This is a genomic window from Microbacterium sp. NPDC064942, assembly GCF_049545525.1.
Lineage (GTDB): Bacteria > Actinomycetota > Actinomycetes > Actinomycetales > Microbacteriaceae > Microbacterium > Microbacterium gawkjiense.
In genome coordinates this window covers 373,936-396,710 of the sequence record NZ_JBMWDR010000002.1, presented here as the reverse complement: position 1 = coordinate 396,710, position 22,775 = coordinate 373,936, and the positions used below count along the sequence as shown (strand labels likewise).

General features: G+C 72.2%; 22 protein-coding genes. 9 read left to right on the top strand and 13 right to left on the bottom strand.

What is annotated here, in order from left to right; all coding sequences use genetic code 11:
* Positions 1-7 precede the first annotated feature (7 nt).
* The 3 genes from ACPEH2_RS06245 to ACPEH2_RS06235 all read right to left on the bottom strand — a co-directional run bounded on the left by ACPEH2_RS06245 (position 8) and on the right by ACPEH2_RS06235 (position 883).
* Positions 8-106 (bottom strand): 30S ribosomal protein bS22, encoded by a 99-nt coding sequence (locus tag ACPEH2_RS06245; RefSeq protein WP_003792170.1) that lies wholly within the window; start codon positions 104-106, stop codon positions 8-10.
* 81 nt (positions 107-187) lie between these two features.
* Positions 188-379: a helix-turn-helix domain-containing protein gene (locus ACPEH2_RS06240; RefSeq protein WP_018186843.1), complete on the bottom strand. Its 192-nt coding sequence runs from the start codon at positions 377-379 to the stop codon at positions 188-190.
* 99 nt (positions 380-478) lie between these two features.
* Positions 479-883 carry an ArsR/SmtB family transcription factor gene (locus ACPEH2_RS06235; RefSeq protein ID WP_217530622.1) on the bottom strand — a complete coding sequence of 135 codons (405 nt, stop codon included), beginning with the start codon at positions 881-883 and terminating at the stop codon, positions 479-481.
* Between the two features lie 67 nt (positions 884-950).
* Here ACPEH2_RS06235 and ACPEH2_RS06230 point away from each other — a divergent pair, with 67 nt between their 5' ends.
* Genes ACPEH2_RS06230 through ACPEH2_RS06220 form a run of 3 tightly spaced genes read left to right on the top strand, consistent with a single transcriptional unit; the run spans position 951 to position 4,205 of the window.
* Positions 951-2,393: a TrkH family potassium uptake protein gene (locus ACPEH2_RS06230; protein ID WP_217530620.1), complete on the top strand. Its 1,443-nt coding sequence runs from the start codon at positions 951-953 to the stop codon at positions 2,391-2,393.
* Positions 2,386-3,057, top strand: a complete 672-nt coding sequence (locus ACPEH2_RS06225; RefSeq protein WP_217530617.1) for a potassium channel family protein — start codon at positions 2,386-2,388, stop codon at positions 3,055-3,057. The genes ACPEH2_RS06230 and ACPEH2_RS06225 overlap by 8 nt, the downstream gene beginning before the upstream one ends.
* Before the next feature lie 29 nt (positions 3,058-3,086).
* Positions 3,087-4,205, top strand: coding sequence for a hypothetical protein (locus tag ACPEH2_RS06220; RefSeq protein WP_359919930.1), 1,119 nt, complete (start codon positions 3,087-3,089; stop codon positions 4,203-4,205).
* Between the two features lie 28 nt (positions 4,206-4,233).
* On the opposite strand, the gene ACPEH2_RS06215 is transcribed toward ACPEH2_RS06220, so the two are convergent.
* Positions 4,234-4,731, bottom strand: coding sequence for a MarR family winged helix-turn-helix transcriptional regulator (locus ACPEH2_RS06215; protein WP_311285354.1), 498 nt, complete (start codon positions 4,729-4,731; stop codon positions 4,234-4,236).
* A gap of 64 nt (positions 4,732-4,795) precedes the next feature.
* Here ACPEH2_RS06215 and ACPEH2_RS06210 point away from each other — a divergent pair, with 64 nt between their 5' ends.
* On the top strand, positions 4,796-6,058 hold the full coding sequence (locus ACPEH2_RS06210) for an MFS transporter (RefSeq protein WP_359919933.1): 1,263 nt from the start codon (positions 4,796-4,798) through the stop codon (positions 6,056-6,058).
* Positions 6,059-6,067: 9 nt separating this feature from the next.
* Here the strand turns inward: ACPEH2_RS06210 and proC are convergent, their stop codons facing one another.
* Complete coding sequence (gene proC, locus ACPEH2_RS06205) at positions 6,068-6,901, bottom strand: pyrroline-5-carboxylate reductase (protein ID WP_253035496.1); 834 nt, start codon at positions 6,899-6,901, stop codon at positions 6,068-6,070.
* Positions 6,902-6,943: 42 nt separating this feature from the next.
* Between proC and ACPEH2_RS06200 the strand changes: the two genes are divergently transcribed.
* Positions 6,944-8,056, top strand: coding sequence for an alpha/beta fold hydrolase (locus ACPEH2_RS06200; protein WP_359919936.1), 1,113 nt, complete (start codon positions 6,944-6,946; stop codon positions 8,054-8,056).
* A 15-nt stretch (positions 8,057-8,071) separates the two neighbouring features.
* On the opposite strand, the gene ACPEH2_RS06195 is transcribed toward ACPEH2_RS06200, so the two are convergent.
* Positions 8,072-8,500 (bottom strand): nucleoside deaminase, encoded by a 429-nt coding sequence (locus tag ACPEH2_RS06195; protein ID WP_311285572.1) that lies wholly within the window; start codon positions 8,498-8,500, stop codon positions 8,072-8,074.
* A 67-nt stretch (positions 8,501-8,567) separates the two neighbouring features.
* Between ACPEH2_RS06195 and upp the strand changes: the two genes are divergently transcribed.
* Positions 8,568-9,200 carry a uracil phosphoribosyltransferase gene (gene upp / locus ACPEH2_RS06190; RefSeq protein WP_217530605.1) on the top strand — a complete coding sequence of 211 codons (633 nt, stop codon included), beginning with the start codon at positions 8,568-8,570 and terminating at the stop codon, positions 9,198-9,200.
* Positions 9,201-9,211: 11 nt separating this feature from the next.
* On the opposite strand, the gene ACPEH2_RS06185 is transcribed toward upp, so the two are convergent.
* Positions 9,212-12,715, bottom strand: coding sequence for a TM0106 family RecB-like putative nuclease (locus ACPEH2_RS06185; protein ID WP_359919939.1), 3,504 nt, complete (start codon positions 12,713-12,715; stop codon positions 9,212-9,214).
* Between the two features lie 100 nt (positions 12,716-12,815).
* On the opposite strand from ACPEH2_RS06185, the gene ACPEH2_RS06180 reads away from it, so the two are divergent.
* Positions 12,816-14,882, top strand: a complete 2,067-nt coding sequence (locus tag ACPEH2_RS06180; RefSeq protein ID WP_359919942.1) for an NAD(+) synthase — start codon at positions 12,816-12,818, stop codon at positions 14,880-14,882.
* Between the two features lie 23 nt (positions 14,883-14,905).
* The gene (locus ACPEH2_RS06175; protein WP_359919945.1) at positions 14,906-15,463 is read left to right on the top strand and encodes a nucleosidase; all 558 of its coding nucleotides are present in this window, start codon (positions 14,906-14,908) and stop codon (positions 15,461-15,463) included.
* Between the two features lie 11 nt (positions 15,464-15,474).
* Here the strand turns inward: ACPEH2_RS06175 and ACPEH2_RS06170 are convergent, their stop codons facing one another.
* From ACPEH2_RS06170 to ACPEH2_RS06150, 5 genes are all read right to left on the bottom strand, one after another.
* Complete coding sequence (locus tag ACPEH2_RS06170; RefSeq protein ID WP_064003890.1) at positions 15,475-15,654, bottom strand: hypothetical protein; 180 nt, start codon at positions 15,652-15,654, stop codon at positions 15,475-15,477.
* A 25-nt stretch (positions 15,655-15,679) separates the two neighbouring features.
* Entirely contained in the window at positions 15,680-18,682 is a 3,003-nt protein-coding gene (locus tag ACPEH2_RS06165) for an SMC family ATPase (RefSeq protein ID WP_359919948.1), read from the bottom strand.
* Complete coding sequence (locus ACPEH2_RS06160; protein WP_359919951.1) at positions 18,679-19,827, bottom strand: exonuclease SbcCD subunit D; 1,149 nt, start codon at positions 19,825-19,827, stop codon at positions 18,679-18,681. Before ACPEH2_RS06160 ends, ACPEH2_RS06165 begins: the two co-directional genes overlap by 4 nt.
* Positions 19,828-19,882: 55 nt before the next feature.
* A complete protein-coding gene (locus ACPEH2_RS06155; protein WP_359919954.1) occupies positions 19,883-21,364 on the bottom strand; it encodes an MFS transporter in 1,482 nt (493 codons plus the stop codon).
* 83 nt (positions 21,365-21,447) lie between these two features.
* Positions 21,448-21,705: a hypothetical protein gene (locus ACPEH2_RS06150; protein WP_359919957.1), complete on the bottom strand. Its 258-nt coding sequence runs from the start codon at positions 21,703-21,705 to the stop codon at positions 21,448-21,450.
* A gap of 119 nt (positions 21,706-21,824) precedes the next feature.
* Here ACPEH2_RS06150 and ACPEH2_RS06145 point away from each other — a divergent pair, with 119 nt between their 5' ends.
* A complete protein-coding gene (locus tag ACPEH2_RS06145; RefSeq protein ID WP_359919960.1) occupies positions 21,825-22,157 on the top strand; it encodes a hypothetical protein in 333 nt (110 codons plus the stop codon).
* Positions 22,158-22,161: 4 nt separating this feature from the next.
* Here ACPEH2_RS06145 and ACPEH2_RS06140 read toward each other — a convergent pair whose 3' ends face one another.
* Complete coding sequence (locus tag ACPEH2_RS06140) at positions 22,162-22,461, bottom strand: GNAT family N-acetyltransferase (RefSeq protein ID WP_311285343.1); 300 nt, start codon at positions 22,459-22,461, stop codon at positions 22,162-22,164.
* Positions 22,462-22,775 lie beyond the last annotated feature (314 nt).

The following is a 22,775-nucleotide window of genomic DNA, read 5'->3' as shown; positions in this document are numbered from 1 at the left end:
ATGCCGCTTACTTCTTGTTGCGGCGCTGGTGGCGAGTCTTGCGAAGCAGCTTGCGGTGCTTCTTCTTCGCCATGCGCTTGCGGCGCTTCTTGATGACTGAACCCACGGTAAACCTCACTAAGTCGGGGTCTGGACGCGCGGTGTCGGCGTCCGGGAACGGCAAGACGGAAAAATGCCTCGGATCAGTCTAGCCGACGTCGGCGATGGGACGTTGCAGAGCGGCTGTGACCGCTGTTTCGGGCACCCGGTAGCTGCGACCGAAGCGCACGGCGGGGAGTTCCCCCGAGTGGACGAGGCGATAGACGGTCATCTTCGAGACGCGCATGAGGTCGGCGACCTCCGCGACCGTGAGAAAGCGCACATCCGAGATGTCCGACATCGTGTCCCCTTTGTGGTTATCAGCCCCCGTGAATCCCTCCACATTAGGGGGTGGGCGAGACGCGTGTAAACCTGTGTGACTCGTGGGGCGGAAGGCGGGTCAGCGGCCCGGCAGTTTGTTGAACACGCTCGTCACGGCATGCTTCGCCGCGGCGGCCGCGCGACCCACGACCTCGGCGGCATGCGCTGCGCCGTCCGGCAGGGCGTGCGCCGCCGGCGCGTCGTCCTCGTCGACCGCGAAGAACGGGAACAGCCAGTCATCCACGGCGTCCAGCGGCGCGGGCGACAGGCTGTAGTAGCGGTGCTGGCCCTCTTCGCGCACGGAGACGAGGGATGCCTCCCGCAGTACCTTCAGGTGCTTCGAGACCGTCGGCTGGCTGACCCCGAGGGCGGAGACGATCTGCGAGACGCTCGTCCCCTTCTCCCCCGACGCCCCTCGTTCACGGAGCAGCTGGAGGATGTCCCGACGGGTCCCGTCGGCGATCACGTCGAAGATGTCCGCCATGGCATTAGGTTAGCCCGCCCGCGCGCGGGAGTACCATGACAACGATCCGAACGAGGAAGGGGCGCGAATGACGGGCCTTGCCGTCGATGAGCGCGCCCCCCGGCGCGGACCGGCGTGGCATCGCCGCGCGTTCTCCGCGATGCGCGATCTCGCGACCGCGTCGCCCTCGCGCTTCGCCGTGCTCATCTTCTCGGTTCTCATCCTGCTGTTCACAGCGATCTTCTCGCTGCCGGTGATGGCCTCGGACGGGCAGGTGACGCCCCTGCCCGACGCCCTGTTCACGGCGGTCTCCACGATCTGCGTCACGGGCCTCGCGACCGTCGACATGGCCACGCACTGGTCGCCCCTCGGTCAGGTGGTGGTCTTCATCGGTGTCAACGTCGGCGCCCTCGGCGTCCTGACCCTCGCCTCGATCCTCGGCCTCGTGATCTCCAAGCGTCTGGGGCTCCGCGCCAAGCTGCTCGCCGCGGGCGACAGCAACCCGATGCGCGCCCACGGCGGGCCGGTCAACGAGGGCCAGGCCGTCCGGCTCGGCGAGGTGGGTCAGCTGCTGGCGACCGTCGCCCTGTCCACCCTCGTCATCGAGGCCGCCCTCGCCGTCCTGCTGTACCCCATGCTGCTCGCCAGCGGCATCGACCCCCTGACCGCACTGTGGGAGGCCCCGTACTACGCGGCCATGGCGTTCACGAACACGGGCTTCGCGCCCAACTCCGAGGGCCTGGCGCCGTTCGCGCAGAACTACCTGCTGCTCAGCGTCCTCATGGCGGGCGTCTTCCTCGGCTCGATCGGCTTCCCGGTCATCTACGCCCTCTGGAAGCATCACTGGCACGTCCGTCGGTGGTCGATCCACGTCAAGCTGACGCTCATCACGACGGTCGTCCTGTTCTTTGCGGGCGCGATCGCGTTCGTGATCCTGGAGTACGGCAACCCCCAGACCTTCGGGACGATGGATGCCTGGGACACGACGTTCCAGGCCCTGTTCCTGTCCGCGATGACCCGTTCCGGCGGCTTCTCGATCATCGACATCGGCGAGCTGCACGAATCCTCGATCGTCGTCGGGTCGATGCTCATGTTCGTCGGCGGCGGATCCGCCTCGACGGCGGGCGGCATCAAGGTCACAACCCTCGCCGTCCTCGCCCTCGCGGTGTGGTCCGAGGCGAAGGGCCGGCCGAGCGTCTCGGCGTTCGGGCGCCGCATCCCGAGCGACGTCCAGCGCGTCGCCCTCTCGGTCGTCGCGTGGGGCGCGACGATCGTGGCGCTGTCGACCATCACGATCGCGCACCTGACGAAGGCGCCCCTCGACGAGGTCCTCTTCGACGTCGTGTCGGGCTTCGCCACCGTGGGGCTGTCGACCGGGCTGACGCAGGAGCTCCCCGACCCCGCCGTCTTCGTCATGGCGCTGACGATGTTCATGGGCCGCGTTGGTACAGTGACACTCGCCGCGGCGGTGGCCGCGACCAGCCGAACGCAGCACTACGCGCTGCCCGTGGAAAGGCCCATCGTTGGTTGAGCAGTTGCGCAGCGATTCGCCCGTCCTCGTCATCGGACTCGGTCGCTTCGGCGCCGCGTGCGCGGGCGAACTCGACCGCCTCGACCGCGACGTCCTCGCGATCGACGACAACCTCGACCTCGTGCAGAAATGGTCCGAGCGCGTCACGCACGCCGTCCAGGCCGATGCGCGCAACATCGAGGCGCTGAAGCAGATCGGTGCGCAGGACTTCCAGGTCGCCGTGGTGGCCGTGGGGTCCTTGATCGAGGCATCCGTCCTCATCACGGCCAACCTGGTCGACCTGAAGGTTCCGCAGATCTGGGCGAAGGCGGTCTCGCAGTCGCACGGCAAGATCCTCGCCCGCGTCGGCGCCAACCACGTCATCTACCCCGAGCGCGAAGCCGGCGAGCGCGTCGCGCACCTCGTCAGCGGGCGCATGCTCGACTTCATCCGCTTCGACGACGACTTCGTCCTCGCCAAGATGTACCCGCCGCGGTTCATCCGGGGCGTCGGCCTCAACGAGTCGGGCGTCCGCTCGAAGTACAACGTGACGGTCGTCGGCGTGAAGAGCCCCGGCAAGCCGTTCCGCTACGCCGAAGCGACGACCGTCGTGACCAACCACGACCTGATCATCGTGTCGGGGACGAATTCCGACATCGAACGCTTCGCCTCGCTCGACCGCTGAGCCCGCTCAGGCGACACCAGGACACATCGATGGCATCATCCGATGACGCCGAGCGGGCGACCCCGCCGCACGACGCGCGGCTCCATGAGGCGCTGCAGTCGATGCGATTCGCCGCCGGCGGGCCGTCGTACGCCGAGATAGCCGCACGGGTCACACGGCTGCGCGCGAGCCGCGTCGGTGGCGCCCGCAGCGTCACGGTCGCTCGTTCGACCGTCTACGACCTCTTCCGGCCCGACCGTACGAGAGTCGACCCCGCCCTCGTCGCCGACGTGATCCTCGCCCTCGGTGGAGCGGAGCACGACGCCGCCCACTGGCGTCGCCACGCCGCGGTCGCGAACGCCCTCGGACACCGACCGGAGCAGGCCGCCGAGGCACCGGCCCCGCCCGCTGCCGCCCCGGAGACCCCGGAGAACCCAGACGGCCCCGAGCAACCGCCGCACGATCCCACACCATCGCGCAGTCACACCGCGACGCGGCGCGACGCCGACGAGCCACGGACGCTCGATCCGCGCCCGCCGCGCACGCTGGCCTCGCGCGTCGGGGTGATGGCGATCATCATCGCCCTCTGCACCCTCGCGAACGTCGTCGGGGGCCAGCTCGTGCTGTGGTCGTCTCTCCCGCTGTTCCTCGACATGGTGGGCACTGCGGTCGCATCGATCGTCCTCGGTCCCTGGTACGGGGTGCTGGTCGCGATCGCGACCCAGCTGACCGGCGCGGCCTACCATTCGAGCCCCATCGGATTGCCGTTCACCGCCGTCGGGATCGTCGGTGCGCTGCTGTGGGGGTACGGCACGCGCTCGTGGGGCCTCGGACGGACGCCCCTGCGGTTCTTCGTCCTGACGGTGATGGTCGCGCTGGCCAGCACCCTGGTGGCGACACCGATCACCCTCGCCGTCTACGGCGGCTACTCCGCACATGTCGCGACCGTCACGTTCACGGATCAGTTGCTCCACCTCGGCGATGCCCTCTGGACCGCGGTGCTGTCCGCGAACCTGATCTCCTCGCTCATCGACAAAATGATCTCCGGATTCATCGCGCTCACCGTGGGCTCGTCGCTCATCCACCGGATCGACTCGCATCGCCGAGGGCGCGGCGCCGACGCGCTGCTGTTCGACCCGCCACGTCTGAGCTTCCGCGCCTCCGCCTGAGGTCGCAGCGCCCGGCCGCCGCCCGACCTCAGGCCTCGCGCTGCGCGTTCGCCAGCAGCCGGGCGAGCAGGTCGGCGAGCGTCTGCTGCTCGGCCTCGCTAAGCCCGTCGAGCAGGCGGGCGTCGTGCGCGAGCGCGCGCGGCATCTCCCGCTCGACGACGGCACGACCGGCATCCGTCAACGAGAGCTCCACCGCCCGACCGTCGCGCGTCGACCGCTCCCGGCGCAGGAGCCCGGCGGATTCGAGCCTGCTCGTGAGCTTCGTGGTGGCCGCACCGCTGAGCATCGTCTCGGCGGTGACCTCGCTGGCACGCAGGGGCCGACCGGTGCGGGCCAGCGCGCAGAGGACGTCGAACTCCGATCGCGAGACGCCGCTGTCGGCCAGCAGCCGCTCGATCTGCGCGGTCGCCAACGCGGAGGCGCGGTTGAGCCTGCCCCACACGTCGATCGGCGACGTGTCGATCGCCGGCATCTGCTCCGCCCACGCGGCACGGATGCGGGCGATGAAGTCGGCGCGCTCGGTCACCGCTCCACTGTAGCGAGGCGAACCCTTTATTTCACTGGTGAAGCATCTGTGTATAATCGGAGGAATGACCGCGCTCGACACCGGAACCCGCCCCACCGTCCCCGCCGCGTCGACACGCGGACCGCGGCTGCTCTCGCAGCCGCCCGCCGTCTGGGCCATTGCCTTCGCCGCGATGGTCGCGTTCATGGGGATCGGCCTCGTCGGTCCGATCCTCCCGACGGTCGCCGCCGCACTGCAGGCGACCCCCGTGCAGACCTCGCTGCTGTTCACGAGCTACCTGACGGTGACGGCCTCGGCGATGTTCTTCACGAGCTGGCTGTCCACCCGCATCGGCACCCGCGCGGTCATGATCCTCGGCCTCGTCGTCATCGCCCTCGCCGCGATCGGCTGCGCACTGTCCCCCAGCATCGGCGCCCTCATCGGCTTCCGCGCCGTCTGGGGCCTCGGGAACGCGCTGTTCCTCTCGACGGCGCTCGCCTCGATCGTCTCCGCCTCGGGCGGGCGCAGCGAGCACGCCGTGATCTTCTACGAGGCGGCGCTCGGAATCGGGCTGGCGGTCGGCCCGCTGCTGGGCGGCCTGCTGGGCCAGATCGGGTGGTTCGCGCCCTTCTGGGGCACGGCGTCGCTGTTCGCCGTGGGGGTCGCCGCCCTCCTCACCCTCGTCCGCGATCCGGGTCACGCGGCGGAGCGCAGCCGGGTCAGCGCCCCCTTCCGTGCCTTCGCCGATCGCGGACTGCTCGCGATCAGCGTCGTGGCTTTCCTCTACAACGCCGGCTTCTTCGTGACGCTGTCGTACACGCCCTACGCCCTGGAACTGCCGGCGGTCGGCATCGGCCTGGTCATGATGGGCTTCGGCGTCGGTCTCGCGATCGCGGGCGTCCTCATCGCTCCGCGGCTGACCCGGCGCTTCTCGGTCGTGACCGTGCTGCTCTGGTTCCTCGTCGCGTTCGCCGTGACGCACGTGCTGGCGGCGCTGAGCGCCGGATCCCGGCCGCTGCTCGTGGTCTGCGTCGTGCTGCTCGGCATCGAGATCGGTGCTGTGAACACGATCCTCACCGAGGCCGCGATGGAGGCTACCGCGCTCCCCCGCGCCGTCGCCAGTTCCGCCTACTCCGGCTTCCGGTTCTTCGGCGGCGCGATCGGCGCCCCCGTCGGCACCGCCCTGGCCGTCCTCGGCGTCGGCGCCCCGTACGCCGCTGCGGCCCTGTCGGCGGCCGCCGGCGCCGTGCTCCTGTTCGCGTTCCGGGGGCTCATCGGCCGCGCCGACCACACCGCCCGGCTCACCGAACGGACGACCGCAGAGGACCTGACGCTCGGCGACGCCTGAGCGGATGCCTCAGACGCCGGTCGCGAGCTCGCGGGCGCGGGCCAGCGCGGCATCCGTCGCCTGCGAGAACAGCCCGTCGAGGTTCGCTGTCTGGAGGACGCCGATCGCGCGCTCGGTCGTGCCCTTGGGACTGGTCACGCGGCGGCGGAGCTCGGCGGGGTCGTCGCCAGTGGCGGCGAGCAGAGCCGTCGCACCGATGAAGGTCTGCTCGGCCATGAGGCGGGCGTCGGCCTCCTCGAAGCCCTTGCCGCGGGCGGCCTCGGTCAGCGCCTCGACGAGCAGGAACACGTAGGCGGGGCCGGATCCCGAGATGGTCGAGAGCGCGTCGATCTGCGCCTCGGGCACCTCGATGACGACGCCGCAGGTCTCGAACAGCGCCCGGACGAGCGCGACGTGCGCCGCGGTCGCGGTCGACCCGGCGGCGAGACCGGTGACGGCCTTGCCGACCACGGCCGGCGTGTTCGGCATCGAGCGGATGACGGGGATCTCGGGCCCGACGATCGACTCGAACGTCTCGATCGTGACGCCCGCCGCCAGGCTGACGACGATCGTCCCGGGGCGCAGGGCGCCGGCGATCTCGCGCAGCAGATCGGGGACCATCGCCGGCTTGACGCCGATGAGGACGATGTCGGCGGATGCCGCGGCATCCGTGTTCGCCGACGGCACCTCCGCGAGCGCCGCACTCGAGACGGCGTCGAGCCCCTCGAGCTCGGCGGCCTTCGCGGCCGTGCGGTTGGTCACCACGACGGACGAGGCCCGGCCCGAGCGGGAGATCCCCTGCGCGATCGCACCCCCCATCGAACCGGCTCCGAGGATGGCGACGGGAGGGAGGTGGTGCGTCATGCCCCCATCCTGTCATCCACCCCCGCGGCTTATCATCGGCTCATGACCCTCCTCGACGGAATCACGTCCCGCATCATCGACACGGACCGGCTGAGCGTCAACATCCTCGAGCGCGCCGGCGACACGGTCGACGCCGCCCCCGAACGCACCGTCGTCCTGCTGCACGGCGCCCTGTCCTCCGCCCTCGTCTGGCAGGAGCTCATGCAGGACCTCCCCACGGAGTTCCGGGTCGTCGCCGTCGATCTGCGCGGTTTCGGCGGCACCGAGCACATGCCCGTCGACGCCTCCCGCGGGGTCCGCGACCTGAGCGACGACGTGGCGCTCACGCTCACCGAGCTCGGCATCGAGGCGCCGCACCTCGTCGGATGGGACCTCGGCGGAGCGGTCGCCCTGCAGTTCGCGCTCGACCACCCGGTGCGCACGATCCTGCTCGAGTCCCCCGTCTCGCCGTTCGGCCTCGGCGGCACGCGGCTCGACGGGTCGCGCCTGACCGACGACGACGCCGGCTGCGGCGCGGGGACCGCGAACCCCGAGTTCGTGCGCCGCTTGACCGCGCGCGAGGCGGGCGCGGAGGCATCCACCTCGCCGCGGAGCGTCTTCCGGGCCTCCTTCGTCGCCGAGGGTTTCGAGACCGAGCACGAAGACCTCTGGGTCGAGGCCATGCTCTCCACCTCGACCGCGACCGGCAACTACCCCGGCGAATCCGTCCCGAGCCCGCACTGGCCCGGCTACGCGCCCGGCCGGTTCGGTGTGCTCAACGCCCTCGCGCCGCAGAACTTCGACGTCTCGGGCATCGTCGACCTGCGCGAGAAGCCGTCGATCCTCTGGATCCGCGGCGTGCTCGACCCGCTCATCTCCGACACGTCCTTCTCGGACCCGGGTCACCTGGGGTCGCTCGGGATCCTCCCCGACTGGCCCGGCGCCGACGTCGCCCCGGCCCAGCCGATGGTGTCGCAGACCCGCGAGGTGCTCCGTCGCTACACGGATGCCGGGGGCATCGCGACCGAGCTCGCCCTGCCCGGCGTGGGGCACACCCCCCACCTCGAGCGGCCCGCCGTGTTCCGGCGCGCGCTGCTCGAATTGACGGGGTACATCGGTTCGCCCGCGTCCCCCGCGCCGCCCACCGAGGCGATCATCCTCAGTTCGTCCGACTGACGAGCGAGCAGCACCTCAGCGCTTCGCGTCGAAGAAGCCGCGCAGCAGGGTCGCGGCCTCGCCCGCACGGACCCCGCCGAGGACCTCGGCGCGGTGCGGCATCCGCCTGTCGCGCAGCAGGTCGTGGACGGAACCGGCCGCACCCGCCTTCTCGTCCCACGCGCCGAACACGACGCGCGCCACCCGCGTCTGCAGGATCGCACCCGCGCACATGACGCACGGCTCGAGAGTGACGACGAGGGTGCAGTCGTCGAGGTTCCACGATCCGAGGGCGGATGCCGCGGCTCGCAGCGCCACGACCTCCGCGTGAGCGAGGGGGTCGCCGTCGCGTTCGCGGAGGTTGCGTCCCTCCCCGACGACCCGGCCCGCCTGCGTGACGACCGCGCCGACGGGGACGTCGCCGTGGCCCGACGCGAGGGCGGCGAGCTCCAGCGCCCGCACCATCGCCGCGTCGTCGGCGGCGGGGACGGGCAGGCTCACGTCGTCAGCGTAGCCCCGGTAGCCTGGACCCATGCGTGTGCACGTCGCCGACCACCCCCTCATCACCCACAAGCTCACGGTGCTGCGCGACAAGCGCACGACGTCGCCGGTGTTCCGCCAGCTGACGGCCGAGCTCATCACCCTCCTCGCGTACGAGGCGACCCGCGGCGTGCGTGTCGAGGAGATCGAGATCGACACGCCCGTCACCCGCACGACCGGGCTCAAGATTAGCGAGCCGCGGCCGCTCGTCGTCCCGATCCTGCGCGCGGGCCTCGGCATGCTCGACGGCATGACGACGCTGCTGCCGACGGCCGAGGTCGGATTCCTCGGCATGGCGCGCAACGAGGAGACCTTCGAGCCCTACACGTACGCCGAGCGTCTGCCCGACGACCTCAGCGACCGCCAGTGCTTCGTCCTCGACCCGATGCTTGCCACGGGCGGTTCGCTCGGCGCGGCGATCGACTTCCTCTTCGCGCGCGGCGCGCAGGACGTCACGGCGGTCTGCATCCTCGCAGCGCCCGAGGGTCTCGCGGCGATCGAGAAGCAGGTCGGCGACCGCGACGTCACCCTCGTCCTGGGCGCTCTCGACGAGCGCCTGAACGAGAAGGGCTACATCGTCCCCGGTCTCGGCGACGCCGGCGACCGCTTGTACGGCACGGTCTGACACCGCGCGGCCTATCGCGGGACCGCGACGGCCTCCGATGGGATGCCGGTGGCTCCGACGAGGCGGGCGAACGCGCTGAGCCGCGCGACGCCGTCGGGGGTGCGCGGCAGGTCGTCGAGCACGCCGGTGCCGTAGACGACGAACGCGGTGTGCATCGCGCGCGAGACCGCGACGTTGATGCGGTTCTGCAGCAGCAGGAACTCGAGCCCGCGTGGCGCATCCCGCCCCGACGAGGCGGCGAGCGAGACGATCACGACGGCCGCCTCCTGCCCCTGGAACCGGTCGACCGTGCCCACGCGGACGCCGGAGAACCCGGCCGCCGTGAGGACCTCCTCGACGAGCACCTGCTGTGCGTTGTACGGCGTCACGACGATGACATCCTCCGGCCCGAGCGGGCGTGAGGTCGCGCCGTCGGTCCACGGGGTGCCGACGATGTCGCGGACGATCCGCAGGACCTCGTCCGCCTCCTCGGGCGACTGCGTCGCGTTGCGGGTGTGCGCGAGCGGCACGGGCACGACCCCGGCGGGGACGCCGTCGAGGCGGCGGAGCGCCGTGTCGGGGTGCGCCTCGAGTTGCCCCTCGTAGGCCAACTGCGACACCGGCTCGGCGACCTCCGGACGCATCCGGCGGGTGCGGGCGAGGAAGTAACCGCGGTCGGCGGGGATCACCGCGTGGTCTTCCATCACCCAGCCGAGCGCCGACGTGTCGACCGGCTCGGGGTGGGTGCCCTGGCTGACCTGCGGCAACTGCTGCGGGTCGCCGAGCAGGAGCAGACGGCGAGCGGAGGCGGCGACGGCGATCGTGGAGGCGAGCGAGAACTGCCCCGCCTCGTCGATCACGAGCAGGTCGAGCGAGCGGCGGCCCACCCGTCCCGTGTGGGTCAGGTCCCACGCCGTGCCGCCCACGACGAAGCCGGCGGGCTGCGACCCGATGTAGGCCGCGAGCTGGTTCTTGGCGATCGCGGTGAACCGCTCGGCCCCCGTCGCCGCACCCTTGGGTGCCTTGGCGACCTGGGCCGCATCCAGCCCCGCCTCGACGATGCGATCGAGCATGTGCTCGACGACGTTGTGCGACTGCGCGACGACGCCGACCCGGAACCCGCGCTCGCGGACCAGCCGCGCCACGACGTGCGATCCGACATAGGTCTTGCCCGTGCCGGGCGGACCCTGCACGGCGAGGTAGCCGTCGTCGAGGCCGGCGAGCGCCGCCGCGATGTCGGCGACGTCGTCGCCCGTGCGCGGCAGTGGTGTCTCGCGCCGCGGCGGGCGACGCAGTAGGAGGTCGGTGGCGGGATCGGCGGGCAGCGCGGGAGCGGCGGCGAGGACTGCATCCGCCCACTCGTCGATCGCCGCCTGCTGACTGCCGGCGCGCGGCGGTGCGGGCGGTGTCAGGGCGACCGGGAGCTCCTGCCACGTGAAGCCCTGGAAGGCGTTCTCCTCGATCACGACGCCGTCGTCGAGGACGTCGACGACGGACACGGAGCGCGCGGCGTGGATCCACCGCGGGCTGGTCTCGATCGGGAACGGCGCCGGCAGCTCGTAGACGGCGTACGGGTTCTGCCCGACCGTCAGCCGGGTGCCGGGGGCGAACTCGCCGCGGATCTCGACGACCCGGCGGACGGCCGTGAGCCCCTCGGGGCGGTGCCAGTCCGTCAGGACGCGGCACCGGTCGCGGTCGACGACGACGACGTCGCGGGTGTCCTCCCAGACCGACACCGGCTCGCGCAGGCGGAGGAAGTGCGTGGCCCAGAAGGTCTTCGCCTCGCGCGGGTAGTAGTCGATGGCCGCCGCGCCCAGGCGCAGCGCCTGCGCGGTGGCCTCGTCCTCGGCATCCGCCGCGAATCGCGAGAGCGCCTCGGCGCGCGGCGACGGCTCGTACACGGCCTCGCCCGCCTCCGGCTCGCGCGAGGGCACGAGCTTCGCCTCGCGCGCGCGGTCGACGAGCCAGTCGCGCAGGCGCCGCGTCGACACGCAGTCGTACCGGTTGTAATCGGCGAGGTCGTCGAGGATGCGGCGGGCCGCCGCGTCGTCGCCGGCGTCCTGCAGCGCCCGCGCCTCGACGTAGCGGACGATCGAGTCGTCGCCGCGCTGCACGTCGCTCGTGCGGACCTCGTCGCCCATGTACAGCGGCTCGAGCTTCTTGATCGAGTACGAGCGCGACCCGACCCGCAGCGCGCGGCGCACGATCGGGTAGAGATCGACGAAGACGCCGTCGCGCAGCAGCCGGTCGACGGCAGCCTCGCCCACACCGTGCCGGGCCGCCATCGCGAGCAGGTGCGTGGGCTCGTAGGGGGCGTAGTGGTAGATGTGCAGGCCCGGGTGTGCTCGCCGGCGGACGGCGACGAACTCGAGGAAGTCCTCGAGCGCCCGCTTCTCGTCGGCGAACGAGTGCGCCCAGAGCGCGGAATACTGCTCGGTCTCGTCTACCCAGCCGAAGAGGTAGTCGATCCCCCACTGCACCGCCGCCCCTTCGGTGTAGAGCGGATCGCCCTCGAAGTCGAAGAACAGGTCGCCGTGGTCGGGTCGGGGAAGGGCACCCAGCGCCTTCGGGAAGACGACGTCGAAGGTCGGGATCGCGGGGCCCGTCTGCGCGGGCGCGTCGTCGACGCCGCCGGCGGGGCTCTCGAGCTGCAGCCGCGCCTGGGTGCGCAGCCCCGAGAAGGTGTCCCACGACATCCGCGGCGGTGCCTCGCGGGAGGCGGCGAGCGCGTCGATCGTCGTGACGTCGGCAGCCCGCAGCCGGTCGCGCTGGACCGGCCGCATCCCCGCGACCAGCAGCAGGTCGCGGTGCGCGACGACCTCGAGGTCGCACGTCGCGCACCGTCCGCACGCTACGACGCGCAGGTCGCCCCGGTCGTCACCCCACGGGATGGGCGACCCCGCGGACCCGGCGGCGACGTCGCGGTCGGCGATGAGGGCCCGGAGGCGGGCGCGGCGCAGCCCGAACACGGGGAGGAGGTCGCGGACCGCGTGGGTCGACACGGTGCCGTCGCCCAGCAACAGCTGTACCTCGTCGGCGCGGGGGACACCGAGCCGGTCGAGCTGGTCCACGTATGCCGCCAGCTGCATGAGGGCGGTCACCCGGGCGTGCCGGGCGAGCTTCGTGTCCTGCACGATCCACCGGCCGTCGTCGGCACGCACGAGGAAGTCCGCGAATCCGACGAACTCGTCGGTCGAGAACGCCGCCTGGTAGACGACGTGCACGGCGGGGTCGGCGAGCGCCGCATCCGTCGCCGCGACCGCCGCGGCGAGGCCCGCGGCATCCGACGACCGTGTCTCGGGGATCTCGACCACTGCCCCGGGGTGCGCGGCACGGTACGCCTCGTACACGCGACGCTCGTGCTGCGTGCCCAGCCGACCCGCCCGCTCGAGCGTGAGGTCCTCGGGGTCCTCGACCGCCGCGATCCGGCCGAGCTTCGCGTCGATCGCCCGCAGCCAGGCGAACTCGCACTCGGCCGCGGCCTTCAGGTCGCTCGCGCTCCAGACGATCCGGCCGTCGTCTTCGATGTATCGCATGATCCCCTCTCGCAATCGACACTATCCGCGGTCACCGACACGCCTCCCGCACGCGCACAAGCCCCCTGGCGGCCGACGGGCCACCTGACAGACTGGACGCGTGACCCAGGACCTGCCCTTCGAGAACCCGTACCGGCACGGGTACGCGCGCGTCGCGGCGTGCACGGTGCCGGTCGTCATCGCCGACCCCGCCGCGAACGCCGACGCGATCCTGGCGAGCGCGCGCGCCTGCCACGACGACGGCGTCGCGGTCGCCGTCTTCCCCGAGCTGGGCCTCACCGGATACGCGATCGAGGACCTCGTGATGCAGGACGTCGTCCTCGACGCGGTCCTCGTCGCGATCGAGCGGCTCGCCGCGGCATCCGCCGACCTCTCCCCCCTGCTCATCGTCGGCGCGCCCCTGCGGATCGAGAACCGGCTCTACAACTGCGCCGTCGTCATCCACCGGGGCCGGGTGCTCGGCGTCGCCCCCAAGTCCCACCTGCCCACCTACCGCGAGTTCTACGAGTCGCGCTGGTATGCGCGCGGCGATGACGCGCCCGCGACCGTGACCCTGGCGGGCGACGCGGTGCCGGTCGGCACCGACCTGCTGTTCGAGGCGACCGACGTGCCCGGGCTCGTCGTGCACGCGGAGATCTGCGAGGACTTCTGGGTGCCCGTGCCGCCGTCCTCGCACGCGGCCCTCGCCGGGGCGACCGTGCTCGCCAATCTCTCGGGCAGCCCGATCACGATCGCCCGTGCCGAGGACCGCCGCATCCTCGTGCAGTCGCAGTCCTTCCGGTGCCTGGCCGCCTACGTCTACGCCGCCGCCGGACAGGGCGAGTCGACCAACGACGTCTCGTGGGACGGGCAGACGATCATCTACGAGAACGGCACCCTCCTCGCTGAGACCGAGCGCTTCCCCGACGGTCCGCGTCGGGCCATCGCCGACGTCGACCTCGACCGGCTGCGCCAGGACCGGCTGCGCCAGGGCACCTTCGAAGACAACCTGCGCACGACCGGGGCGCAGGTGCGCCGCATCCCCTTCACCGTCGCCCCGTCGGCGTCGGTCCGGGGCCTGCGCCGCCCCCTGGACCGGTTCCCGTTCGTCCCCGACGACCCCGCCCGACTCGACCTCGACTGCTACGAGGCGTTCAACATCCAGGTGTCCGGCCTCGAGCAGCGCCTGCGGGCGATCGGACAGCCGAGGCCCGTCATCGGGGTCTCGGGCGGTCTCGACTCGACGCATGCGCTGCTCGTCACCGCCCGCGCGATGGACCGCATGGGACGTCCCCGGAGCGACATCCTCGCCTTCACGATGCCGGGCTTCGCGACCGGCGACCACACGAAGTCGAATGCGATCGCCCTCGCCGAGGCCATCGGCGCGACGATCGAGACGATCGACATCCGGCCGATGGCGACCGAGCTCCTGGCCGGCCTCGGACACCCCTTCGCGAAGGGCGAGCCGGTGTACGACGTGACGTTCGAGAACGTGCAGGCGGGCGCCCGTACCGACTTCCTGTTCCGCCTCGCGAACCAGCGCGGCGGCATCGTCATCGGCACCTCCGACCTCTCCGAGCTCGCCCTCGGGTGGGCGACCTACGGCGTCGGCGACCACATGGCGCACTACGGCGTCAACGCCGGCGTGCCGAAGACCCTCATCCAGCACCTCATCCGGTGGGTCATCGCGCACAGCGACGAATCCGGTACGACCCTCACCGACCGGGCGAAGGAGGTGCTGCAAGCCGTCCTCGACACCGAGATCAGCCCCGAGCTGGTGCCGGCGGACGCCGACGGCAAGGTGCAGTCGACCGAGAGCACCATCGGACCGTACGCGCTGCACGACTTCACCCTGTTCCACGTGCTGCGCTACGGGTTCCGCCCCTCGAAGATCGTGTTCCTGGCCGAGCAGGCCTGGGCGGACGCGGATGCCGGGGCGTGGCCGCCGGGCTTTCCCGAGGAGGAGCGGTACGCCTTCGACCGCGAGACGATCGTGCGCTGGCTGCGGGTGTTCCTGCAGCGCTACTTCGGCTTCGCGCAGTTCAAGCGCAGCGCGGTGCCGAACGCGCCGAAGGTGTCGCCCGCGGGCTCGCTGTCGCCGCGCGGCGACTGGCGGGCGCCGTCCGACGGGAACGCCGCGGCCTGGCTCGCCGAGCTGGATGCCGCCTTCCCCCGCCCTTCGGACTGATCGCCGGATGGGATGATGGATCGGTGAAGCTCCTCGTCGCCGCTCTCGATTCCGAACTCGTCGCCTTCCCCGAGGAGCTCCCCGGCTTCGACCGGCTCGTGACGGGCCCCGGCAAGCTGCAGGCGACGTACGCCCTGACGCGCGCGCTCGACCGGGCCTACTACGACGAGATCGTCGTCGTGGGGACGGCGGGTTCGGTGGATGCCGCCGCCGTCGGCGTGCACGATGTGACCACCGCACTTCAGCACGACGTGTCGGACGTCGACGGCATCGCCGGTCAGCACGTGTCGCTCCCGACGACGGTGTCGATCGCGGGGCGCGAGGGGACGACGATCGCCACGGGCGACCACTTCGTCGACGACGCCGACACGGTCGAGGCGATCCGCTCCCTCGGCGGCACGCTGGTCGACATGGAGGCCTACGCGTACATCTGGGTGGCGCAGCAGTTCGGCGTCCCGATCCGGGTGCTGAAGGCCGTGTCCGACAGCGCGCAGGACGACGCGATCACCGACTGGCGGGAGGCCGTCGCCGCGTGCAGCGTCCAGCTGCGCGAGCGCATCACCGAGCTCTACGGCGTCTGAGCCCGCGGTCGTCAGGCGTCGCGGCGCGCGAAGAGCGAGCGCAGCACGAAGAAGACGATGAGCGCGACGATCGCCACGACGACCAGCTTCGCCGCGAAGAAGACGAGCTTCAGCACGACGTCGACGACGATCCACGCGATGACGATCGCGACGATGACGCCCAGGACCGTCCAGATCATGCCCTTCTTCATGGTCCCAGCCTAAGGGGCGTGGCGCTCATCCGGCGGCGGGGCTCAGCGCCTCCTGCCGCACGACGCTGGGGCCCTCCGGCGTCGCCTCGACGACGAGTTGGGCGGGGATCTGGTCCTTCATCGCCTCGACGTGGCTGATGACCCCCACGATCCGCCCGCCGGCGCGCAGCTCGTCGAGCGTCCGCATCGCGAGCTCGAGGGTCTCGGGGTCGAGCGAGCCGAACCCCTCGTCGATGAAGAGGGTGTCGAGCCGGATGCCGCCGGCGCGCGAGGTGACCACCTCGGCGAGTCCCAGCGCGAGGGCGAGGGAGGCGAGGAAGGTCTCCCCGCCCGACAGCGACTGCGGCGAGCGGAGTCGACCGGTGTGCGCGTCGAGGACCTCGATGGACAGACCGGATGCCGCGCCCCGCGCCTGCTTGGCATCGGAGTGCCGCAGCGTGTACCGGCCCGACGACATCTCGGCGAGCCGGAGGTTCGCGGCGGCGACGATCTCCTCGAGCTCCGCAGCCAGCACGAACGTCTCGAGGTCCATCTTCATCGTGTTGGGCGCGCGGCCCGCGACGGTGTCGGCCAGACGCGTGACCGCCGCGGCATCCTTGGCCTGCGTCGCGACGGCACCGATGGCCGTCTCGATGCGCTGGAGGAGGTCGCGCAGCCCCGTCGCCACGCCCGCGGCATCGGCCTCGGCGGCGATGGCGGCGGTGCGCGCCTCGTCGGCCGCCGCCGCCGCATCCGCTGCGGCCTCGACCGCCCCGGGGTCGAGGGTCTCGTCGACGGCGGCGAGCTCGAGCTCGAACGCGCGTGCCTTCGCGGCGGCGAGGGCGGCGGCGTGCGCGTCGATGCGCTCCGAGAGCCGGGTCAGCTCGGCGGCGGCAAGGAGCGCGTCGAGGACGTCGGCCGGGCCGGCGAACGCGGAGTCCGCGAGGCGTTCGTCGCGGTCGCGATCGGCGGCGTCCGCGGCCTCTCGACGCGTCTGCTCGTGGCGTCGGGCCTCGAGCAGGCGACCGGCGAGCCGGCGGTGGTCGTCGTCCGCCGCGATCCGCGCGGCGACGCTGTCGTAGTCGCCCCGGGCCGCGTCGACGGCTCGCCGTGCCGAGGCGAGCGCGCCCTCGGCCGCGGCGATCTCCTCACGGAGTGCGCCGGCGCGCTGGCGCAGCTGCACCGCCTCGCCCTGGGCGGTGGCCTCGAGCTCATCGATCTCAGCGGCGGCCTTCTCGAGACCGTCGAGACGGTCGCGGGCGGCGAGGGCGGCGGTGAGCTCGGCGTCGAGGTCGGCCAGCGCGGTCGCGAGGGCGTCGACGTCCCGCTCGCCGGCGGCGGCCGCGGCGGCCGCAACGGCCTCCCGCGCGGCGGTGGCCGCCTGCGCGGCATCCCTCTCCGCGGCGGCGACGTCGTCGCGGGCGCGCTCGGCGGCGGCGAGGTCGTCGTCGGTGACGTGCGCGGTGTCGTGCGCGGCGGGGCGGGGGTGCGCGGTGGCGCCGCAGACGGCGCACGGCTCGCCGTCGACGAGGGATGCCGCGAGTTCGCCCGCGTACCCGCGCAGGCGGCGGCGGAGCAGCTCGCCCACGTGCGCGGAGGCCGCCGCGGATCGCGCGTTGGCCTCGGCGTAGGCCGCGTCGGCGGCCGCGGCGCTGGGCGTCAATCGTTCGAGGGACCGTGCCGCGTCGAGGCGGGTCGCGAGCTCGGCCCGCGCCCCCGCGAGGTCGTCGTGCCTGCCCGCGACGGCACGGGTCTCTGCGAGGTCGGTCGCCACGCGCTGGCGGCGCTCGGGCACGGCGGCGAGCGCGGCGTCGAGCGCGCCGAGCGCCGCGTCGACCTCGGCCAGCTCCTCGCGGCGCAGACGCTGCGCGTCGGCGAGGGCCGCGGCATCCCGCTCCTCCTCGGCGGCGGCCTGCGCGCGGGCGATGCGGCCGGTGAGGTCCTCGATCACGGCGGGCAGGTCGTCGTCCGCGGAGCCGCCCGCGGCGACCCACTCCCCCTCGGCCGCACGGCGCGACTCCTGCGCGGCGGACCATTCGCCCGCGGCACGGACGGCAGATTCGACGGGAGCCCGCAGCGCATCGGCGGCGCGGGCCCGCTCGACCCGCGCGCGGAGGGCGGCGACCTCGGGGGTCTCCGCCTCGCGGGCGGCGAGGTCGTCCCGCGCGGTCTGCAGGTCGGCGAGCCGCCGGGCGACGTTGAGGAGTCGTCGATGTTCGGCGACCGCGGCGTCGGCGTGAGTGGTCGCGAGCGCTCGTTCGTTGCCGCGGGCCTCGACCCGGTACTCCGCCCGGACGAGCGCGCGCTCGACCGCGGACGTCCGCGCGAGCACGTCCACCTCGGCCGGCGGCTCGCCGCCGTCGGCGGGATGGAGTCCGTGCTCGGTGATCTCGCGCTCGGCGACGTCGAGCAGCGTCCGGACGCGGGTGCTGCCCTCGTCGAGCCGCTTCTGCGCGTCACGGCGGCGCTCCTCGAGCGCCTCCTTGTAGGTCTCGAAGCGCCTCGTACCGAAGAGGGTCCGCAGCAGCTGCTGCCGCTCGGCGTTCGGTGCGAGGAGGAATCGCGAGAACTTGTTCTGCGCGAGCAGGATCACCTGCTGGAACTGCTGCGCGCTGAGCCCGAGCACCTCGTCGAGGGCGATCCCGACCTCGCGCTGCTTCGCCGCGCGCCCCACCCATGCGCCGTCGACCCACTCCTCGAGCTCGGCTCGCGCGGGCTCGAGGGTGAGGCCGCCGCCGCGTTTGGCGGGACGCTCGTACTCCGGCGCGCGCGTGACTCGCCACCGCGTGCCGCCGACGGTGAACTCGAGCCGCACCTCGGTCGGGTCGGTCAGGAAGCTGTGGTCGCTGCGCAGCCGGCGGTCGCCGCCGTCGTACCGGGGCACCGAGCCGTAGAGCGCGAAGCTGACCCCGTCGAGGATGCTGGACTTGCCGGCGCCGGTCCGCCCCGAGATGAGGAAGAGTCCGTCGTCGTCGAACGCGTCGAAGTCGACGCTCTGGCGCTCGCGGAACGGCCCGAAGCCGGTCAGTTCGAGGCGGTGCAGCTTCACGCGAGCGCCTCCTGGCGCACGCGCTCGTCGAGCACGTCCTCGAGGATCTCGGCCTCGCGCTCGGTCGCCCCCTGACCCTCGCGCACGTGCGAGAGGAAGGCCTCGACGAGCTCGCGGTCGGTGCGCGCCGCGCGCACCCGCTCGACGTAGCTCTGCCGGTCGCCCTGCCGCACCACGGCGGGGGCGTGCACGACCTTGGCGCAGAACGGGAAGCGCTGCTGCAGACGACGCAGCGGGTCGGCTTCGGGCAGGTCGTCGGTGTACTCGACGCACACCCAGGCGTCCTCGGCGTCGGCGTGCGCCTCGTCCGCCAGGATGTCGGCGAAGGGGCCGCGGAGGGTCACGAGCCGGCGCGGCACCGGCAGCGCCAGCCACTCGACGGTCGAGAGTCCGTCGGCGGCGAGGTCGACGAGCCACGACCCGCGGGGTTTGTCGCCCTCGCCGAAGCTGTAGTGCAGCGGCGCCCCGGCGTAGCGGACGTGGTCGGCCAGTCGCTGTCGGCCGTGAATGTGCCCCAGCGCCGTGTAGTCGACGCCGTCGAAGGTCGACAGCGGCACGACGTCGAGCCCGCCCTGCTGGATGTCGCGCTCGAGGTGCGGCGTCGGCTCGACGCCCGCGGCGAAGCAGTGCGCGATCGCCACCGAGCGGCCACCCCGCTCGGCGAGGTCGGCGCGGACGAGGTCCATCGCCCGGCCGAGGACCGCGGCCTGGGTGCGGACCCCCTCCCACCGGTGCCGCAGCAGCGCGGGCTCGAGGTACGGGATGCCGTAGAAGTGCACCGGCCCGTGGGCGTCGTCGATCGTGAGCGGGGTGCCGACGGCATCCGGATCGGTCAGGACGTGGATGCCGTCGCGCAGCAGCCCCGCCTGGAAACCCAGCCGCGCGGCGGAGTCGTGGTTGCCGCTCGTGACGACGACCCGGGCGCCGGCGTCGGCGATGCCGCGAAGCGCGTCGGAGAGCAGGGTGTAGCACGCGGCCGCGGGGGTCGCGGAGTCGAACACGTCGCCCGCGACGACGACGACGTCGACGTCGTGCGCGCGCACCTGGGCGGTCAGCTCGTCGAGCACTCCGCGGAGCGCATCGAGCGTGGAGTGACCGTGGAAGGTCCGCCCGATGTGCCAGTCGGAGGTGTGCAGGATGCGCATGCTCACACGGTAGATCGGGCCTCGGACATCGCCGTCGAGGCGTGCCGGGACCGCGTCAGTCGGCGCCCGGAACGAGGGTGCCGCGACGTCGCAGCCCGATGAGGTCGACGACCGAGACGAGGGTCGCGATCGCCAGGAAGACGCCGACCGCGGCCATGCCGTAGGCGTACGCGTCGTGGTACACCGCGAGGGAGTCGAGCCCGGCATCCTTCTCGCGGTAGATCGACGCGTAGAACAGCGACAGTCCGATCGCGGTGCCCACCGCCGTCCCGACGCGCTGCCCGAGCTGGCCGACCGAGCCGGCGAGGCCGCCCTCGCGCACGGCGATCTCGGACAGCGTCAGGGTCTGGTTGGGCGAGACGACGAGCCCGCCGCCCGCCCCGGCGACGAGCAGCGCAGCGGCCATGCCGTAGGCGACGGTCTCGCGGGGCATCGTGTAGGCGACGATCGTCAGCGCGACGACGCTCACGAGCACCGTCGCGAGCCCGATCGTCACGAGCTGCCGGCCGAGTCGGTTCACGAGCAGACCGCCGTAGTACGAGCTCGCCGCGCTCGCGACGGCGAACCCGATGGAGACCATGCCGGCGAACACCGGCTCGAGGCCCACCCCGAGCTGCAGGAACAGCGTGCCGAGCAGGAACATGGGCGGGATCGCCGTGAAGTAGGCGACGACCACGAGCGTGCCGTTGCGGAACGACCGGATGCGGAACATCCGGAACGGGATGAGGGGCTGACGACCGGATGCCGCGTACCGCCGCTCCCACCAGAAGAACAGCGCCGCGAACAGGACGAATGCGGTCAGCAGCCACCAGCGGTTCGGGTCGTCGTCGGGCGAGCCGGTCGTGAACAGGAACGGCCACATCAGCGAGACGATCATCAGGCCGAAGATCACGATGCCGACCGGGTCGAGCTGCAGCGGCAGGCCGCTGGCCTGACGGGTCTGCGGGAGGATCCAGATCACCCCGGCGAGCACGAGCAGGCACAGCGGCACGTTGAACCAGAAGATGCCGCGCCAGCCGTCGGTCTCGCCGCCGATCGCGATCATCAGGCCACCGAGCGTGGGGCCGAACGCGGTGGCGATGCCGATCGTCGCCCCGAACAGACCGAACGCGCGGCCGCGCTCCTTGCCGGTGAACAGCTGTTGGATCGTGCCCATGACCTGCGGCATTTGGATGCCCGCCGCGATGCCCTGGACGAGCCGCGCCGCCATGAGCACCTCGATGCTCGGGGCGAGCGCGCAGACGGCGCTCGTCACGGTGAACAGGCTCAGCCCGACGATGAACAGCGCCTTGCGGGACCGCTGGTCGCCGAGCCGCCCGAAGGGCACGAGCGCGAGCCCGAACGTGAGGATGTAGCCCGAGACCACCAGCTGCAGCTGCGTGGACGTCGCGCCCAGCGACGCCTCGATCGCCGGGAGACCGACGTTGACCTTGCTGAGGTCGAGGATCGTGAACGCCGCCACCGAGACGCACACCCAGAAGGCCCGCCAGCGCTGCGAGGAGGAGAGGGGGATGCTGGCGGTGGCGGGGGATGTCATGACCGTCCCACGCTACCGGCCCGGCGGTGGCTCGAGGCGGGCGCACTCAGGATGCCGCGGCGCGCCCGCCCCCGCCACCCGGGTCACTCGGCGCGACGCTCCGCCTGCTCGTCGGTCAGCACGTCGGGGTCGAGCCCCTGCTGGATCTCGGCGCTCTCGACGAACGGGTCGGGGGCGGCATCCGGCATGGGCGCACCCTCACCGCGACCGCGGTCGGCGGCATCCTGCTGTTCCTTCTCCTCGTTCGTCACCGCGCCTGCGGCGACGATGGAGGACTCGTCCTCCGACCAGCCGCCGGCCGGGGCGGTCTCGCTCGTCCGGTCGTCCGCGTCGTGTTCCATGGCCGTCTCCTCCGTCATCTGGTGCAGCCATCGTCCGGTGCGGCGGCGTCGCCGTCGACGGGCTTGACCGCGTCGCCGAGGGACGGCTACGAACGAGGAGGACACGGAAAGGGAGCAGGATGTCGGGACACGGGCGCGACACGGCGGGAGGGCCCTTCGTGGTGACCCTCGTCGTCGATCTGCCGATCGCCAAGCCGGACGCCCTCGAGACGATCGCGTTCGCGTGCGACGGTGTCGTCGAGCATGCGCGCACCGCCCACCCGCGCGTCAGCCTGTCGCCGGGGGCATGGGCCGAGGTGCAGATCCCGAAGTTCGGCGATCCGCCGCCCCTCGCGATCGACGTCTGCTCGGACGAGTCGGGCGAGGTCGCACGGGCCGCGGCCGACCGCCTGAAGGGCGCACTCGAGCGGGTCGGGTGGCGGATCCGCGATCCGCGACCCGGCGAGGCCTGATCGCTCAGGCCGTGCGACGCTCCTGCAGGAGCCTCTCGTGTCCGGGGTTCGCCTCGAACCAGTCGGCGACGTACCAGCAGACCGGGATGACACGACGGTCGCCGCGTCGCTCGAGGTCGTCGACCGCGCGGCGCACCAGCTCGCCGGCGTAGCCCGACCCTCGGAACGTGGGGATCGTGTAGGCGCGCGTGAGGGCCACGGTGCGGCCGTCGTCGTTGTAATCGAGGACGCTGACGAGGTCTTTGCCGCGGTGCAGGGTGTAGCGCGCGGCATCCTTCTCATCGGTGAAGATCAGGTCGCTCATGCGATCACGCTACGCCGATCCGGCGACGCGCGGACGATGCCCAGCGGATTGAGCAATCTGTCACATTCCGTCATGCGGACGCTGTCGAGGGCGGGCGGTTTGACACATGGCGACGCGCTTCGTCATAATCGGCCACATGACTGACTTCGCACGCACTCTGTCCGCCCGGGAGGCGAACGGAACTGCCGGCATCATGATGCCGCAGCGTGCTGTCATGTGTTGCCGAATGTGTCGCTGACACGGTGATCCCCGCCGGGTCGCGCCGCCGTTTCTGAACACGGCGTCGTCCGACCCCCGAGGCTCCGGTTCCTCCG